This is a genomic window from Sphingobium sufflavum, assembly GCF_021403115.1.
Taxonomy (GTDB): Bacteria; Pseudomonadota; Alphaproteobacteria; order Sphingomonadales; family Sphingomonadaceae; genus Sphingobium; species Sphingobium sufflavum.
In genome coordinates this window covers 327,099-344,106 of record NZ_JAJSSH010000003.1, presented here as the reverse complement: position 1 = coordinate 344,106, position 17,008 = coordinate 327,099, and the positions used below count along the sequence as shown (strand labels likewise).

Annotated in this window: 9 protein-coding genes; 6 read left to right on the top strand and 3 right to left on the bottom strand. The window is 64.5% G+C overall.

Features of this window, described 5'->3' with window-relative positions; translation table 11 throughout:
* Positions 1 to 297: 297 nt before the first annotated feature.
* The 3 genes from LWE61_RS07175 to LWE61_RS07165 all read right to left on the bottom strand — a co-directional run bounded on the left by LWE61_RS07175 (position 298) and on the right by LWE61_RS07165 (position 7,298).
* Positions 298 to 3,696 (bottom strand): glycosyl hydrolase, encoded by a 3,399-nt coding sequence (locus LWE61_RS07175; RefSeq protein WP_234149355.1) that lies wholly within the window; start codon positions 3,694 to 3,696, stop codon positions 298 to 300.
* Positions 3,697 to 3,790: 94 nt separating this feature from the next.
* Positions 3,791 to 5,083 (bottom strand): L-rhamnose catabolism isomerase, encoded by a 1,293-nt coding sequence (gene rhaI, locus LWE61_RS07170; RefSeq protein WP_234149354.1) that lies wholly within the window; start codon positions 5,081 to 5,083, stop codon positions 3,791 to 3,793.
* 103 nt (positions 5,084 to 5,186) lie between these two features.
* Entirely contained in the window at positions 5,187 to 7,298 is a 2,112-nt protein-coding gene (locus LWE61_RS07165; protein ID WP_234149353.1) for a bifunctional rhamnulose-1-phosphate aldolase/short-chain dehydrogenase, read from the bottom strand.
* An 89-nt stretch (positions 7,299 to 7,387) separates the two neighbouring features.
* On the opposite strand from LWE61_RS07165, the gene LWE61_RS07160 reads away from it, so the two are divergent.
* The 6 genes from LWE61_RS07160 (at position 7,388) to LWE61_RS07135 (ending at position 16,620) form a co-directional block, all read left to right on the top strand.
* The gene (locus LWE61_RS07160; protein ID WP_234149352.1) at positions 7,388 to 8,824 is read left to right on the top strand and encodes an FGGY-family carbohydrate kinase; all 1,437 of its coding nucleotides are present in this window, start codon (positions 7,388 to 7,390) and stop codon (positions 8,822 to 8,824) included.
* Positions 8,821 to 9,975 (top strand): FMN-dependent L-lactate dehydrogenase LldD, encoded by a 1,155-nt coding sequence (gene lldD, locus LWE61_RS07155; protein WP_234149351.1) that lies wholly within the window; start codon positions 8,821 to 8,823, stop codon positions 9,973 to 9,975. Before LWE61_RS07160 ends, lldD begins: the two co-directional genes overlap by 4 nt.
* Before the next feature lie 10 nt (positions 9,976 to 9,985).
* A complete protein-coding gene (locus LWE61_RS07150; protein WP_234149350.1) occupies positions 9,986 to 11,263 on the top strand; it encodes an MFS transporter in 1,278 nt (425 codons plus the stop codon).
* Between the two features lie 28 nt (positions 11,264 to 11,291).
* On the top strand, positions 11,292 to 12,089 hold the full coding sequence (locus LWE61_RS07145; protein ID WP_234149349.1) for a DeoR/GlpR family DNA-binding transcription regulator: 798 nt from the start codon (positions 11,292 to 11,294) through the stop codon (positions 12,087 to 12,089).
* Positions 12,090 to 12,296: 207 nt separating this feature from the next.
* Positions 12,297 to 14,993 (top strand): glycoside hydrolase family 2 TIM barrel-domain containing protein, encoded by a 2,697-nt coding sequence (locus LWE61_RS07140; protein WP_234149348.1) that lies wholly within the window; start codon positions 12,297 to 12,299, stop codon positions 14,991 to 14,993.
* Positions 14,994 to 15,096: 103 nt separating this feature from the next.
* Positions 15,097 to 16,620, top strand: coding sequence for a GH39 family glycosyl hydrolase (locus LWE61_RS07135; protein ID WP_234149347.1), 1,524 nt, complete (start codon positions 15,097 to 15,099; stop codon positions 16,618 to 16,620).
* The last annotated feature ends 388 nt before the right edge of the window (positions 16,621 to 17,008 follow it).

Genomic DNA, 17,008 nt, shown 5'->3' with positions numbered 1-17,008 from the left:
ATAGGCATCGGGAAAGGGGCGTGGCGCATTGGCCTACCCGCCTTGCGTGGTCGTCTCTGTACGGTAACGGTGCAAAGGCATTGCTTTCACATCCCTCCGATAAACGACTTTTTGTCGCATATGTATGCACTGTGAGTTCGCACGCAGTGTTCAGACGGTCAAGCGACAGCGTGAGACACCCATCCCTGTTGCGCCAGCCATCTCGTATCTTCCGCACACAAGGCAAAAAGAAAGCGGCGGGCCGTCCCACCGACCCGCCGCTTCCAGCGCCACCAGCTTTTGCCGTCCGGGCCGGACTTACTGGCCCAGCAGCGTCACCGGACCGACGAGACCCGACGGCACCAGCGGCGCATCCTTGCGGTAGCTGGCCAGCGCAGTCCATGTCACCGGCTTCGCACCCGGCTGGGCATCGCCGATCAGGCGATTGACCCACAGATTGGCGACCTTCACCTCGATCTTATTCTGCCCGGCCTTGGCAACCGCGCCGATGTCGATGCGATAGGGCGCGTGCCATACCGTTCCCGCCGACTTGCCGTTCACCCACACTTCCGCCAGCTCATGCACCGCGCCCAGATCAATCCACAGCGGCTGCCCGGCCTTCCATCCTGCGGGGGTTGCAAAGCTGTTTGCATAGGTCGCCACGCCAGAGAAATATTTGATCGCCGGATCCTTATTCCCATTGAGAGGGGCCAGCGTCGCCATGGTGACAGGAATGGTCGGCGCACTGCGGCCCGGCTGGAAATGCACCGTCCATGCACTCTCGATCCGCCCACGCTCAACGGGAACCAGTGCCTTGATGGCCAGTGCTTCCGCCTTGGCCGCCTTACGGAACACGACATGCACTGACTGCTCGGCCGCCAGCGTCAACGACACGATCGTCTCGCCATTTTCGATGCGATAGCTGACCGGTTCGGATGTGCCTGTCTCCGCATGCCACAGTTCAGGCGCCTTGCCGGTGACACGGAAACGCGCCTCCACCGTCTCCGCTCGCTCCTTGCGGTTGACCAGGAAATAGCTGTCGCCATCGGCCAGCTTGCGGTGGAGGAAGGGAATCTCGCTGTCCGCCTGCCCACCAGTGAAACGGAAGTCCGGCGCGATTCCAATGCTCCGCAGCGCCGCCTCGACATCGTTGGAGGCGATAACCCGGCCCTTGCCGACCACCGTCTCCGCTGCGCCAGACCACAGCCGCTTGACCAGCGCCGCATAGTCGGCCGCATCGCCCGCCAGCCCCGGATTACCCTCCGGCGCCTTACCCACCACGGTCGCACCGCCCTCTACCAGCGCCGCGATCCGCCGCAACGTGGCCAGCGTCATCCGATGCGACGACCCACCCAGATAGAGCAGGCGATACCGCGCACCGCCCTTGGCGACCAGTTCCGCACCCTCATTGCTGATTGCGTCCGACAAGGCATCGGCATTGATGAAGTCATAGGCACTGGTCTTTGGCGCGTCGGGCACCAGCTTGTCACCATATAGGCCGGTCAGCGGCGCTTCCTCGCCATAGAAATAGGCGACGTCCGCGACATTGCGCCCCTGTTGCAGCATCAGTGAGTTGCGGCTGATATAATCCACCCACGGCTTCGCCATTTCTGCCCAGCTTTCGTGCCGGTTAAAATATTGGCCGAACATGAACAGCGAGAGTCCCGGCACCTTGTCGTCCACCGGCTGGTGCACGCTGGTGTGAATGACCGGACGGTTGACGCCATTCACGAACTCCAGGTCGATCACTGGCTTGAGGTTGCCCGGCGCATGCCGCCAATAGCTGAGAGAGGAGGTCAGCGACTCAGCCGCCACCAGATTTTGACCATAGATATGGGCAACCGACGCCGCCCCCTTGATATCCGCGATATAGGAGAGCTTCGGCCCGGTTTCCTTGCGATAGGTCCACATCGCCGCCATCGGTATGTCCGTGTAGCGGCGCATCGCCATATCGTCGCCCAGTGAGGGACGATGATCCTCCAGCGCCTCGCCATAGACCTTCAGGCCATTCTCATGCGCAACCGCCGCGACGGTGCCATAATGTTGCGACGCCATCAGGTCTGCCAACGTGCGGCGATAATCATAGAGGAAGCGGTCGCTGTCCGCGCGCGACCCGATCACCACGCCGGTCAGCGCGGGCATCCAGGGCGTTGGGTCATAACCGCGCAGTGCTTTGAACTGCTCGACCATGCGCGGGGTCCAGTTCGCCGCGCCCACCTCAATACTGTCGGTCAGGATCGCCTGCACGCCCTTGGCGCCGACCATCTCCTTGCCCGCTGCGTCGCGGTACATGCCGATATAATGGTCGAGGTAGCGGCGCACAGCAGCACCGTCGAACTTGTCGACCTCCAGACCCGTCGCCTCTGGCGGCGCGGGATGATTCTCCGTGCCCAGCAGCGAATAACCCAGTCGCAGCACGCGCCAGCGGCCCTTGGGCGGAGTCCAGTCCAGCGTGCCGTCGGCGCGCATTTTCGCGGTCAGGTCGACCACCTTGCCCGGCGCGACGCCTGCCACCTCTGGAAGGCCCGCACTCAGTGCGTAATAATCCTGCTCAATCTGGTTGCCTGCCTTCGCCTCATAACGGTCGATGCGAGCGTCGGGCGATAGGCGCAGGTCGCCGATCTTCATACCCGTCGCGCCACCTGACGCGCCCGCCGCCATGAAGGACAGAGCAGACAGGTCGACACCGGGGGCCGGGGCAAAGAAGGATGACATGGGACTGGCACCCGCAGGAAGGAACAGCACGCGGAAATAGCGAGCCGTAACCGGCGAGAAGCTGATCGTGGTCGGCACCATTCCGGCGGGCATCTCCGCCACCGTGCGCCACGCCGCCCCGTCGTCGCTCGCCTCCAATCGCGGCTTTGTGTCCGCGCCCATGAACAGCATGGCCGCACCGGGCAGGAACAGGCTGGCCGACCGCATCGTCTGCGCCTTGCCATAATCCAGCGTCACCGATGCCGGATTCGCGCCGCTCCCCTTCTTGATCGACACCGCGCTCATCAGGTCGGTATCGGTCAGTGGCGCGATGTCCAGCACCTGCCCGTCCTGTGCCACTGCCTTGGGCTGGAACACGGCGGGGCTTGCATCGACCGGCCAGGCCAACACCGCCACATCGGCATAATAGGTGGGGATCGGGCGGGCGGGATCACCCCCGCCCAGCGCATTGCCCGGTCCGGTCTTGGCAACGGTCTGGAACGGTCCCGTGACGGAGGGCGGCGCGGCCAGCTTACCCGCGAACGCCTTGCCGCCCACGACATCCGTCTCGCTCCACACCAGCTTTTTCAGGCCGTCCTCGGTGGGCACCCACGGCCCACCTGTCTCCGACCAGCCGGGGGAGGCCGCGATGGCGAGTTCCAGCCCCTGCCGATCCGCCTCTGTCGCGGCAAAGCGGAAGGCGTCCTTCCACTCCGGCGTCATATAGACGAGGCGCTTGTCCACCACCTGCGGCGTCTTCAGGTTTGCATCGAAATTCTGGAGACCGCCGATGCCAACGCGCTTCATCCACGCCATATCCTTGGCGATGCCGTCCTTCGAGATATTGCCGTTCATCCAGTGCCACCACACCCGCGGACGGGCACTGGCCGGGGGATCGCGGAACTGGCCCTCCAGCGCGGACGTGGCCGCCGGAACGGGTGCCGCAGGCGTGTCAGCCAAGGCAGGCAGGGCGCTGAGCGCGGTGGCTGTGACGAGCGCCAGACGCAACCGGGTTCCAAACATCGCAACCTCCCATTTATTTGTGGTTCAAATTATGAATTCAATATTCGCGTAAAAACCCGCCGGAGGCTCCCCTCCCCGGCGGGCTTCATTTTCGTCAGACGATCCCCGCACCCAGTCCCACGGCTTTGCGCTCCTGCGCCTTTCGGGCACGATACTGGCTCTCGCGATAGCTCGCCAGCACATCGATGGCGCCACCCGCCTCCGCGCGCGCCTTGGCCAGGATCGGCGCAACATCGACGTTATACGCCCGGCGTAGCGCCTGAAACGCCATCATCGTATCATTGTCGGTCTGCGCCCCATGCAATGCGGCGCGATCCACCAGCAGCGCCTTAGCGTAGCAGGATGTGATCGCTTCCGCCGACGACAGCATGGATTCGATAGGATCGGTCACATTGTGCGACTGGTCGATCATATAGCTGGGATCGAAACCGTCTCGCGGGTGCAGTTCCGCCTCGACCAGTTCGTTGAAGATCAGGAACAACTGGTGCGGGTTGATCGAGCCACTATCGAGATCGTCATCGCCATATTTGCTGTCGTTGAAGTGGAAACCGCCCAACTTGCCGAAGCGGTGGAGGCGGGCCACGATCTGCTCGATATTGGTGTTGGGCGCATGATGACCCAGATCGACGAGGCACTTCGCCTTCGGACCCAGTTCCTGCGCTGCAAGGATGGAACTGCCCCAGTCGGAGATGACGGAAGAATAAAAAGCCGGCTCGAACATCTTATGCTCCAGCAGTATCCGCCAGCCGTCGGGCAATGCGGCATAGACGTCGGCGGCGGCATCCAGATAGCGATCCAGCGAACGGCCCAGATCCTGCTGACCGGGGAAATTCGTGCCATCGCCGACCCACACGGTCAGGTCGCGGCTGCCCAGCTTCTGGCCGATCTCGATGCATTCGATATTATGCTCCACCGCCTGCGCGCGCGTCGCCTCATCGGTGGAGGACAGCGATCCGGTGGAATAGCTGTGGGCCTGTCCGGCCTGATCCTGGAAAGTATTGCTGTTCACCGCGTCGAAGCCGAGGCCGAGGTCCGCCGCTTCTTCACGCAGGGCGCCATAGTCGCTCACCTTGTCCCACGGAAAATGTGGCGAGACACGCGGCGTTACACGCGACAGCTGGTTGATGACCGCGCAATCCTCCAGTTTCTCATGGATGTTGGTCGGTTCGCCCGCGATCGGGAATTTCGCGAAGCGCGTGCCACCGCGACCCGCACCCCAACTGGGAACCGCGACGGAAAAGCTCGCCACCCGGTCCTTGATCGCGTCGATCGCGATGCCCCGCCGCTCCAACTGGCGACCCAGCGCCGCATAATCCTCCTCCAGCGCAACGCTATCGCGCGCATTGGCTTCGGCAATCAGGTCGGCGGAAAGGGGAAGGGCAGCCATCAGATCATCTCCGAAAATCATTCTTATAAGAAAGCGCCGGGACAAGGGCGTCACAATTTGGGGAGGATACCCTCATGCCCGGCACAGTGGGAGAACAGGTAAATCAGCGAGTAAAGGCCTGCGCATTGCCTGCATCGACGTTGATCATGTTGCCGGTCGACTTGGCCGACATGTCGCTGGCGAGGAAATAAGCAGCCTCCGCGATATCCTCTGGCAAGACGTCGCGCTTCAGCATCGAACGGGCGCGATAATGCTCTTCCAGTTCCGTGCCGCTGTCGATCCCATAGGCACCTGCCCGCTCCTTGCGCCAGTCGCCGTCCCAGATGCGCGATCCCTTGATGACCGCGTCCGGGTTGACGATATTGACCCGAATACCCGACGGCGCACCTTCCAGCGCGAGGCAGCGGCCCAGATGGTTCGCCGCTGCCTTAGCGCTGGCATAGGCGCTGGCGTTGGTCGCCGCCGCCACGGCATTCTTCGACCCGATGAACACGATCGCTGCCCCGCCCTGCTCCTTCATCCGCTTCATCAGCGGGAAGGCGGAACGGGCGGTGAGGAAATAGCCCTCGGCCAGAACATCGTAATTCTTGCGCCACAGGGCGACGGTCGTTTCCTCGATCGGCGCGGAGGAGGCTATGCCGGCATTGGCGACCAGAATGTCCAGACCGCCGAACTCGCGCGCGCAGGTGTCGAACGCGGCCTGAACCTGCACCTCGTCGGTTACGTCACAGGTCGCGGTACGGACCACGTCCTTGCCGAACTGCTGGGCGAAACCGGCGCGAACTTCTTCCACCGCACCACCATCTCGATCGGCCAGCAACACGCAGGCTCCGTCGCGCAGCAACCGCGCGGCGGTCGCTGCACCGATGCCACCTGCACCGCCGGTGACGAGGGCGATGCGCCCGACCAGCGGCTTGGGCGCGGGCATGCGCTGGAGCTTCGCTTCCTCCAACAGCCAATATTCAATGTCGAACGCTTCCTGTTCGTCCAAGCCGATATAGTCGCCGATCGCCTCCGCGCCGCGCATCACATTGATGGCGTTACCATAGAATTCACCTGCGAGGCGGGCGGTCGTCTTGTCGGTGGCGAAGGTGATTCGACCGACGCCCGGCACCAGCACGACAACCGGGTTGCTGTCGCGCATCGCGGGCGAATTGCCGCGCTTGCACCGCTCATAATAGGCCGCATACAGCGCGCGGTAGGCGATCAGCTTTTCCGCCAGATAGGCATCGTCGGTCAACTTTGCCGGGTCCAGCGTCAGCGGCGCGATCTTCGTGCGCAGAAAATGGTCGGGGCAGGAGGTGCCGATCCCGGCCAGACGCTCGAACTCCTTCGAGCCAGTGAACTCCAGCGCCTCCACATCGTCGCTATAATGGCCCAGCTTGCGGCGCGCGCCGGTCATCAGGCCACGCAGGCGGGGCATCAGGTCGGCCGCGATCGCCGCACGATCAGGATTAGGCGCAACCACCTGCCCGCCAAAGGCCGGGCGCTCCGCCAGCTTCGCATTCAGATAGGCGGCGGCATCCGCGATCAGTTCGACCGTATGCTCGTAACAATCCTTCGCCGTATCCGCCCAGCAAATGATGCCGTGGCCCGCCAGCATCACGCCCTCGACACCGGGGTGAGCGGCGACATAGTCGCGCAACTGCACGCCCAGCGTGTAACCGGGACGCTTCCATCCCAGCCAGCCGATCCGTCCACCCCAGATCGCCTTGGTCGCCTCCTCGCCACCGGACGAGGCGGCCAGCGCGATGATCGCATCCGGGTGGACATGATCGACATGAGCGAAAGGCAGCAGCGAGTGAAGCGGGGTGTCGATGGACGCCGCGCGCCCGTTCAGGTTGAACGTGCAATGCGGAAGATAACCAACCATTTTATCATCGTCGTCCGGCCCGGCATAATGCCTTTCAAGGCCCAGCAGCTTGTCCTGATAGAGTGTGGCAAAACCGTCCAGCTTCATCGAGCCGATGTCGCCACCCGATCCCTTGACCCAAAGAACCTCGACCGAATCGCCGGTCAGCGGGTCCGTTTCCACGATTTTCGCGGAGGTGTTGCCACCACCGAAATTGGTGACGGTCAGGTCCGATCCGAGCAGGTTCGAACGGTAGAGCAGCAGCTCTTCCGGGGATTTCTGGGCCGCCTGGACATCGTCCCAGCGGCTGGTGGGGACGGCGAAGGGAATCGCGGCGGAGCTAAGGGTCGTTTGCAGCGTCATGAGGCTTCTCCTAACATTCCCGCTTCCCTGAATCAATCTTTGTCGATACAAAACGATCATTGCTTGTCATAAATGCTCAATCAACGTCCATGGAGAGTCTTCTGAACAGCGGCCACGCCATCGTTGTCGATATCGGCAAAACCCTCAGCAAGGTGACCCTCTGGTCGCGCGACGGGCAGTTGCTGGACCGGCAGGTGCGTCCCAATACGGTGGTGGAGGTGGATGGCCTGCGCCGACTCGACGCGGATGGCATCGGCACTTGGCTGGTCGAGGCGCTGGCCCGCCATGCCGCTCATCCGATCGAGGCAATCATTCCCGTCGGCCATGGCGCGGGCGTGGTGGCGATAACGGGCCGGGGCGACGACGCGACCCCGGCCTTTCCCCCACTCGACTATGAACAGCCCATCGACGAGGCCGTCATGGCCGCCTATCGCGCGGAGCGTGACGCCTTCGCCGTCACAGGTTCCCCCGCCCTTCCCGCTGGCCTGAACATCGGCAGCCAGCTCTATTGGCTCGACCGGCTCTATCCCGATGCGATGGCCGAGGCGACGCTGGTGCCCTGGGCGCAATATTGGGGCTGGTTCCTCAGTGGGCAGGCGGCCAGCGAAGTCACCAGCCTCGGCTGTCACAGCGACCTGTGGGCGCCCGACACCGCGACGTTCTCGCCACTTGCGAAGCGCATGGGCTGGGCGGACCGCTTTGCGCCCATCGTCCCGGCGGGCGCGACCATGGGCACCCTGCGCCCGGACATCGCCCGCGCGACGGGCCTGCGCGACACCGTCAAAATCCTCGCGGGCCTGCACGACAGCAATGCCGCTCTGATGGCCGCGAGGGGCTTCGACGCGTTGGCCGGGCAGGACGCCACCATCCTCTCGACCGGCACATGGTTCATCGCCATGCGTTTGCCGCAGGAACCGGTGGCCACCGCCACCCTCTCCGACGCGCGCGACTGCCTGGTCAATGTCGATGCCTTCGGCGTCCCCGTCCCCTCCGCTCGTTTCATGGGCGGGCGGGAGATCGAGACGCTGATCGAACTCGACACGCGCATGGTCGACATCGCGCCGGATCAGCCCGCGCTGCTGGCGGCAGTGCCCGGCCTGCTGGCGAAGGGCACACTGCTGCTCCCCACGCTCGCCCCCGGCTGCGGCCCCTTCCCCGATGGTCAATCGCGCTGGATCGGCCCGTCAGTGGACGGCCCGGACGACTGGTACGCCCGCCGCGCCGCCGCCTGCCTCTACGCCGCGCTGGTGGCGGACGCCGCGCTCGACCTGATCGGCGCGAAGGGCCATTTGCTGGTGGAAGGCCGCTTTGCCGAGGCGCAGGTGTTCGTCCGCGCCCTCGCCGCACTGCGCCCCGACATGGCGATCTACACCGGCAGCGCGCATAATGACGTGTCGCTGGGCGCGTTGCGCCTGCTCGACCCGACTTTGAAGCCGCAGGGCGATCTCTTGCGCGTTACCCCGCTGGACGGCGATATGGCGGCCTGTCGCGACCGCTGGGTCGCCGCCATGAAGGTGCCCGCATGACGATTATCGCCTCCATCCCCGATTTCCGAGAGGCCGCCCGCCGCCGCCTGCCCCGCTTCCTGTTCGAATATATGGACGGCGGCTCCTATGCGGAGGTGACGCTGCGCCGCAATGTGGAGGATCTCTCCAACATCGCCCTGCGCCAGCGGGTGCTGTGCGGCGACATGGGCAACCTCGACCTGTCGACCGAGCTATTCGGACAGAAACTGGCCCTCCCCGTCGCCCTCGCCCCCATCGGGCTGGCGGGTCTGAACGCGCGGCGCGGCGAGTGCCAGGCGGTGCGCGCGGCGGACAAGGCGGGCATCCCCTTCACCCTCTCCACCGTTTCCGCCTGCACCATCGACGAGGTGGCGACGGCGGCGCAGCGCCCCTTCTGGTTCCAACTCTACATGATCCGCGACCGCGCCTTCATGCGCGACCTGCTGGCGCAGGCCGTGGCGGCGGGCTGCTCCACCCTCGTCTTCACCGTGGACATGCCGGTGCCCGGATCGCGCTACCGCGACTATCACACCGGCCTCGCCGGATCGGGCGGACTGAAGGGTGCGGCGTGGCGCGCGGCGCAGGCGGCAACGAAGCCCGGCTGGGCATGGGATGTCGGCCTGCACGGCCGCCCGCACGCGCTGGGCAATGTCGCGCCAGTGCTGCAAGGACGCACGGGAATCGAGGATTTCTTCGCCTGGATGCGCAATAATTTCGATCCGTCGATCAGTTGGGCCGACCTCGACTTCATCCGCGCCGAATGGAACGGCCCGCTCATCATCAAGGGGCTGCTCGACCCGGAGGATGCGAAAGCCGCCGCCGACATCGGCGCGGACGGCATCGTCGTGTCCAACCATGGCGGGCGGCAGCTTGACGGCGTCCTCTCCACCGCACGCGCCCTGCCCCCCATTGCGGCGGCGGTCGGTGACCGGCTAACCGTGCTGGCGGACGGCGGCGTGCGCTCCGGTCTCGACGTGCTGCGCCTGCTGGCGCTGGGGGCGAAGGGCGTGCTGCTCGGCCGCGCCTGGGCCTATGCGCTGGCGGCGCAGGGCGAGGCGGGCGTCACGAAAATGCTCTCCATCATAGAGGCGGAGATGCGGGTCGCGATGACGCTGACCGGCACGCGCCGCATATCCGACATCAACGAAACCATATTGGCAGGGACGGGATAAGATGGCCCCAGTGGTAGACAACAGAGCGGCACAGGATGACGCAGACGGCACCCCCGAACAGTGGCGCAACACCATCCTCGCGGGCCTCGCCAACTATATCGACGCTGGCTCCATCGTCGCCGGATCGGTCGCGCTGGCGCTGTGGAAGGATATTTATCATCTGTCCGACAGCTTCATCGGCCTGATCGGGGCGTTCAGCGCCAACGCCATTTCGGCGGGCGTCGGCGCGTTGATCGGCGGCTGGCTGTGCGACAAGGTGGGCCGCAAGAAGATTTACCAGTGGGACATGCTGGTCTATGCCATCGGCATGTCGCTCCTCGTCTTTGCGGTGGCGCCCTGGATGATCGTGGTCGGCTTTATCATCGTCGGCCTGGCGGTCGGTGCGGATATTCCCGCCAGTTGGTCCCTGATCGCGGAACAGGCCCCGGACAAGGCCCGCGGCAAGCATAGCGGCGTGGCGCAAATGCTCTGGTATCTTGGTCCGGTCGTCGTGCTGCTCCTGTCGCTGGCGCTCACCAACCTCGGCATATTGGGCGCGCGCATCGTTTTTGCGCACCTGCTCGTCATCGCGCTCGGCCTCACCCTGTTGCGGTCGAAGATGCGCGAGTCCGAGCGGTGGGAGGAAGCGCGCGACGAAGCCCGCGAGTCCGGTATCCCCCGCCCCGGCATCGGTGAATTGTTCAAGCGCAAGCACCTCGGTTCGCTCGCCATGCTGATCGGCATGTATGGTTTCTGGAACCTGTGGTCGGGCACCAACGGCTTCTTTTTCCCCTATATCCTGCGCACGGTCGGCGCGGCCAGCCAGTTCGAGAGCGTCGCGGTGCAGGCGCTCAGCTTTGCGGTCGGCATGGCGTCCATCTGGCTGGTGTTCATGCGCCTGTCGGACAAGGTGAACCAGCGGCTGCTCTTCGCCATCTCCGCGATCATCCAGATCGTCGGCATGGCGCTGCTCGCCCTCTTCCCGCTCACCATGCCGCTGGCGATCCTCCATGTCTTCCTGTTGCAGTTCGGCGGCGGTTTCGGCGCGCAGAGCTTCTTCCAATTGTGGAGCGCGGAACTCTTCCCCACCATGCTCCGCTCCACGGCGCAGGGACTGGCCTTTGCCATCGTGCGGATCGGGCTGGGCATCTTCAGCTTCTTCGTCCCCATCCTCACCGCCACCGGATTTACGACATTGGCGTGGATTTTGGTGGGCTTCCTCGCCATAAGCGGCGTGGTCGGCATCCTCTGGGCGCCCCGCAACGAAGGCAAGTCACTCGACCAGCTGGAAGCGGAGCGGGCGGCCTGAACCGACAGCGAGGGAAACAGGACAGACCATGCACGCCGCCGAACGCGAAACGATGATCCTGGAGGCGATGCGCCTCACCGGCTTCATCAGCTATCGTGATCTGGAGGCACGGCTGTCCGCATCCCCCGCCACCATCCGTCGCGACCTCAGCCGGCTGGAGGAGGCGCAGCAGATCGTGCGGGTGCATGGCGGCGCCAAGCTGGTGGAGAGCGACCGCGCCATCGCGGACAAGGCAGCGGCGGATCGCCCCGTCCACCTGATCGGCACCCCCTTCGATCAGGCGATCACCCAGAATCTCGCCGCCAAGCAGGCCATCGGTCGTGCGGCGGCGGCGCTGTGCGAGCCGGGCGAGGGCATCATGGTGGACGGCGGCACCACCACGCTCCAGATGTGTCCGCATCTCGAGGGGCTGGAGCTTCAGGTCCTCACCAACTCCCTCCACATCGTCAACGCCCTGCTGCCACAGACGGGGACGCGCATCCTCCTGCCGTCGGGCGCATTGTTCCGCGAACAGAATATCATCCTCGCCCCCGCCGGGGAGGACAGCATGCCCCGTTTCCACGCGCCGAAACTGTTCATGGGCGCGGCGGCTGTCGGGCCGAAGGGCGTGATGCAGCAGGACGTGGTGCTGGTCGCCGCCGAACGCCGCCTGATCGACCGGGCGGATCAGGTCATATTGCTGGTCGACAGCAGCAAGTTCGTCTCCTCGTCCGGCGCCATCGTGTGCGGACTGGAGGAGATCGACATACTCATCACCGATGACGGCGCGACCGATGCCATGGTGCAGGCGGCGGAGAGTGCCGGCGTACGAGTAATCATCGCCTGAAGGCGCGTTACTTAAAACCGCGATCCCGCCAAAAAACAGCGCTCTCTTGGCTCTATCTCCCGCTGGCGCATCGCCCATCTGAAAATTGGTCAGCCAGACAATGTAAAGCAAACGTAAAGACGCGCCATCGACCGTTGACTCCCGCGTGCAGACGCGGCAATTCGGCCTGACCAATTTTAATGGCCAAGTTCGACGGGAGAGTCTGCGGTGAAAAATGGCTTGCGCGTATCGCTGTGCCTTGCCCTGACGGGCACCCTGTCCGCAGGCCCCGCACTGGCAGCCCCAGCCCCGGTCGCAGCGGCACCCGCCGCCGCCAGTGAAGGCCGCCATGTCACCGACCTCACCCATGGCTGGCGTTTCCGTTTTGGCGACGCGGGCGACGCCGCCGCCACCCCCGGCTTCGACGACAGCGGCTGGGAGACAGTCTCCGTCCCGCATAGCTGGAACGTCATCGGCGAATATAGCCTGACCCGGTCGGCCAAGACCAACAACAAGCAGGGCATCGGCTGGTATCGTACCACCGTTACCGCGCCCGCCGCTGCGCCCGGCCAGCGCCAGTATCTCGATTTCGAGGCTGTTTCGAAGATTGCGGACGTCTGGGTCAACGGCGTCCATATCGGCCAGCATCGGGGCGCCTTCTCCCGCTTCCGCCTCGACGTGACCAAGGTGTGGAAACCCAGCGCGGCCAATCTCGTCGCTGTCCGCGCCGACAATACAAAGCCCGCCGTGGGCAACACCTCCGCCGAGGTCATCCCGTTGTCCGGTGATTTCTTTGTCCATGGCGGCATCTATCGCCCCGTTTCGCTGGTGACGACGGACGGTGCGGGGATCGACCTGCTCGACCTCGGCGGTCCCGGCGTCTACGCCCGCGCCACCACCATCACCGCCGACAAGGCGGACGTCGCCATCCTCACCCGCCTGCGCAACAGCGGCGCAGCCGCCCGGCGTCTGACCGTCGCCACCCGCATCACTGACGCCAGCGGCAAGATCGTGGCGCAGGGCAGCCAGCCCCTCGTGCTGAAGCCCGGCGCGGCGGAGGCGAAGGCCAGCCTCGCCATCACCACGCCCCATTTGTGGAACGGTCGCGCCGACCCCTATCTCTATACCGTGACGGCGGAGGTGCGCGACAGCGACGGAAAGGGCGGCACGCGCATCATCGACCGGGTGACCCAGCCGCTGGGCCTGCGCAATTTCCGCTTCGACGCCAATGACGGCTTCTTCCTCAACGGCAAGCACCTCCCCCTCCATGGCGTCTCGCGGCATCAGGACCGTCTGGGCCAGGGATGGGCACTCAGCGACGCCAACCATGCCGAGGATATGGCCTTGATCGCCGAGATGGGCGCCAACACCGTGCGGCAAGCGCATTACCAGCATGCCGACGCCTGGACCACCGAGGCGGACAAGGCGGGCATGGTCGTCTGGGCCGAAGTGCCCTACATCACCTCCCCCACGCTGGAGGGCGGCGTCGGTTCACCCGTCCTGTGGGCCAATGCGGAACAGCAGGCCCGCGAACTGGTCCGCCAGAACTACAATCATCCCTCCATCCTGATGTGGTCGGTGGGCAACGAGGTGGACAGCGCCAAGGGCTTTGGCGTCGGCGGCAAAGCCATGCCGAAACCCCTTGCCCTGCTGCAAAAGATCAACGCCGTGGTGAAGGAGGAAGACCCCTTCCGCCCCACCACCTTCGCCGATTGCTGCGAAGATCTGGGCATGATGGCAACGGCGGGCGAGAAACTGGCCGGAACCGCCGACCTCATAGGCTACAACCGCTATTATGGCTGGTATTATCCGCAACCGCTGAAGATGGCAGAGCAACTGGGCAAGGAGATGGACAAGTTCCACGCCAAGCACCCCACCCTGCCCATCTCCATTTCCGAATATGGTGCGGGCGGCGCGATCAGCCAGCATAGCGACGATGTGAAGACCGGCTTCCTCAACTTCATCGGCCGTCCCCATCCGGAGGACTATGAAAGCTGGCTGCATGAGCAGACATGGCCGGTGATCCGCGCCCGTCCGTTCATCTTCGCCAGCTGGGTCTGGGCCATGTTCGATTTCGCCAGCGATTTCCGGGACGAGGGCGACGCCGTGGACCTGAACGACAAGGGCCTCGTCACCGCCGACCGCAAGACGCGCAAGGACGCCTTCTATTATTACAAGGCTCAATGGTCCGGCCAGCCGATGCTCCACCTGACCGCCAAGCGCCATGTCGATCGCGCCTATCCGGTGATCGCGGTGAAAGCCTATAGCACGGCCGACAAGGCCAGCCTGACGCTGAACGGCGCCCCACTGGGCGAGGTTGCCTGCCCCGATCATATCTGTCTCTGGCCCGCCGTCACCCTGCGTCCCGGCGCGAACATAGCGGTCGTGAACGCCAGCGTAGGTGGCCAGCAACTCAGCGACAGCGCGACCTGGACCGGCCCCGATTCGCAGGCGGGCCTACGCATCGACGTCGGCAATCTGGGCAGCAGCCGCATCGGCGGCAAGCTCTACGGCTCCGACAGCTTCGTCACCGGCGGCACGCCCATGATCCTCAACCTCGTCGGCATGGGCGGACGGCGGATGATGCCGGAACGGATCATCGACGCGGCCCAACCAGACCTGTACGCCTATTGGCGGGAAGGTCCGGCTTTCTCCTACGCCATTCCGCTGCCCAACGGCCGCTGGACGGTCACGCTCCACAGCTTCGAACCACGCACGGACAGCACGGTGGACGGCACGATGATGACCGTCACCGCGAACGGCAAGGTCGCCCTTCCCGCCTTCAACGTGCGAAAGGTCGCCGGGGCACCGCTCAAGGGCCTCACCCGCAGCTTTCCGGTTATGGTGAAGGACGGCGTGTTGAAACTTGACGTCTCGGCGACGGGCGGCAAAGCCGTTGTTGCGGCCCTGGAAATCAGCCGATAGATTGGCATGACCAGTCGGCAGACAGGCAGGCTGGCGCCGGTGCATCGACAGGTGGTCGCACCCGCATAATAGCATCCCGACAGGACAATAGAGGGTATAGAAAATGGACAGGCGCGATTTCATCCGGGCAGGCGCCGCAGTCGCCGCCACCTCCCTCGCCCGGCCGCTGATGGCGGCGGATGGTGCAGCGGAACAGGTTGCCGTCACCATCGACACCCGAAAGGTGACGGGGCCGCTGCACCATGTCTGGGAAGAGTCCGCCGGATCGGATCGCGCCGCCATCACCCTGCGCGAAAGCTGGCGCCACGACCTTGACCGCTGGATCAAGGAAGTCGGCCTCAAGCGGGTGCGTTTCCATGGCATCTTCGCGGATGAACTGGGCGTCTATGCCCCCTCGATCATGAACCGGGGCAAGGTCACGCCCAATTTCCAGAATGTGTTCGAGGTTTATGACGGCCTCGTCACGCGCAGCGTCTCACCCTATGTCGAAGTCGGATTTATGCCCAAGGCGCTGGCATCGGGCGATCGGACCTTCGGTTTCTACAACGCCAATGTCAGCCCGCCCAAGACGCTGGAAGGATGGAGCGATTTCATCGCCACCTTCGTCAAGGCCCTCGTCTCCCGCTATGGGCTAGCGGCCGTGCGGACATGGCCGTTCGAGATCTGGAACGAACCTGACCTGCCCTTCTTCTGGTCCGGCACGCAGGCGCAATATTTCGATCTGTACAAGGCGACGGCAGTCGCGATCAAATCTGTGGATGCGCAGATTCAGGTTGGCGGCCCTTCAACCTCGGGCGGCCACTGGATGCAGGAATTCGTGGACTATGCGGCGCAGAACAACGCGCCCGTCGATTTCTTCGGCACTCATGCCTATTCGGGCGGCAATCAGGATGCCCTCTATGGCAAGGGCGTCGCCTTCTCGGTCAACGACGTCATTCCCGACACCGTCCGCAAGGTGCGCGGCATCATCGAGGGGTCGCGCTATGCGGGCAAGCCGCTGTGGCTCAGCGAATGGTCGTCGGACAGCCCGGCGATGATGGCGCATGTCATCACCCAGTGCCTGCCCCATTTGCAGGCCATGTCGCACTGGACACTGTCGGGCACCTATGAGGAACTGGGCGTCGCGGACTATGTGTTCAAGGAGGGTGACAATGGCTGGCCCACCATCTTCCGCGGTATCGCCCGGCCCAGTTTCAACACCTACAAGCTGCTCCACCGTCTCGGCGCACAGCGTCTCGCCGCGCAGGGACCGGCCCTCGCTTCGCGCCGTAGCGACGGATCGGCCGCCGCACTGGTCTGGAACCTCGCCGAGGCGCAGCAGGCCGCCGGCATCCCCGGCGCAACCGCGACGCGCAAGGTGACGGGATCGCCCAAGCGCCTCGACGTGCGGTTCGACGGGGCAAAGGCGGGAGCGCGCGCCCTGGTGCGCTTCGTCGACCAGGAGCGCGGCTCGCCCATGCCGGCCTGGCGCAAGATGGGCTCCCCCCAATATCCGTCGCTCACGCAGATCGCGGCCCTGCGCAAGGCCGCGGACATTGCCGCGCCGGTAACGATGAAACTGGACGCCCATGGCGCCCTGTCGCTGGACCTGCCGCCGGAGGGCGTGGCGCTGATCGAACTGGGGTAAAGGCATCGGGACTTGCGAGCCGCTTCGGATGGGAAGAACTTCCGGCGGCTATGGGAGCGTTATGGTTTTCCCCCATTCGACAAGAGGCACGGGATCGTCCGAGACCATTCGAGACTAGGGTGATCCCGTGCCGAAATGACGTGACGGGGAGGAATCGGTGTCGATCAAGGGTGGACGTTTGTTAGCCGTCACCCCAACGCTTTCGGCTCCCCCTCTCCTGAGAGACCGCAGCCCAAGCTGGCGGACAACAAGCAATCATCCGCTCCTTACCCTTTCACAGACCAGATTTCCGCAGGCCCTTTTCTTCCCGTGACGCCTGAGAACTCAGGCAATCTTATCCTGCATGTCCAACCCGGCATTGGCCCCAAAGCCATCCCGCCAAACTTCC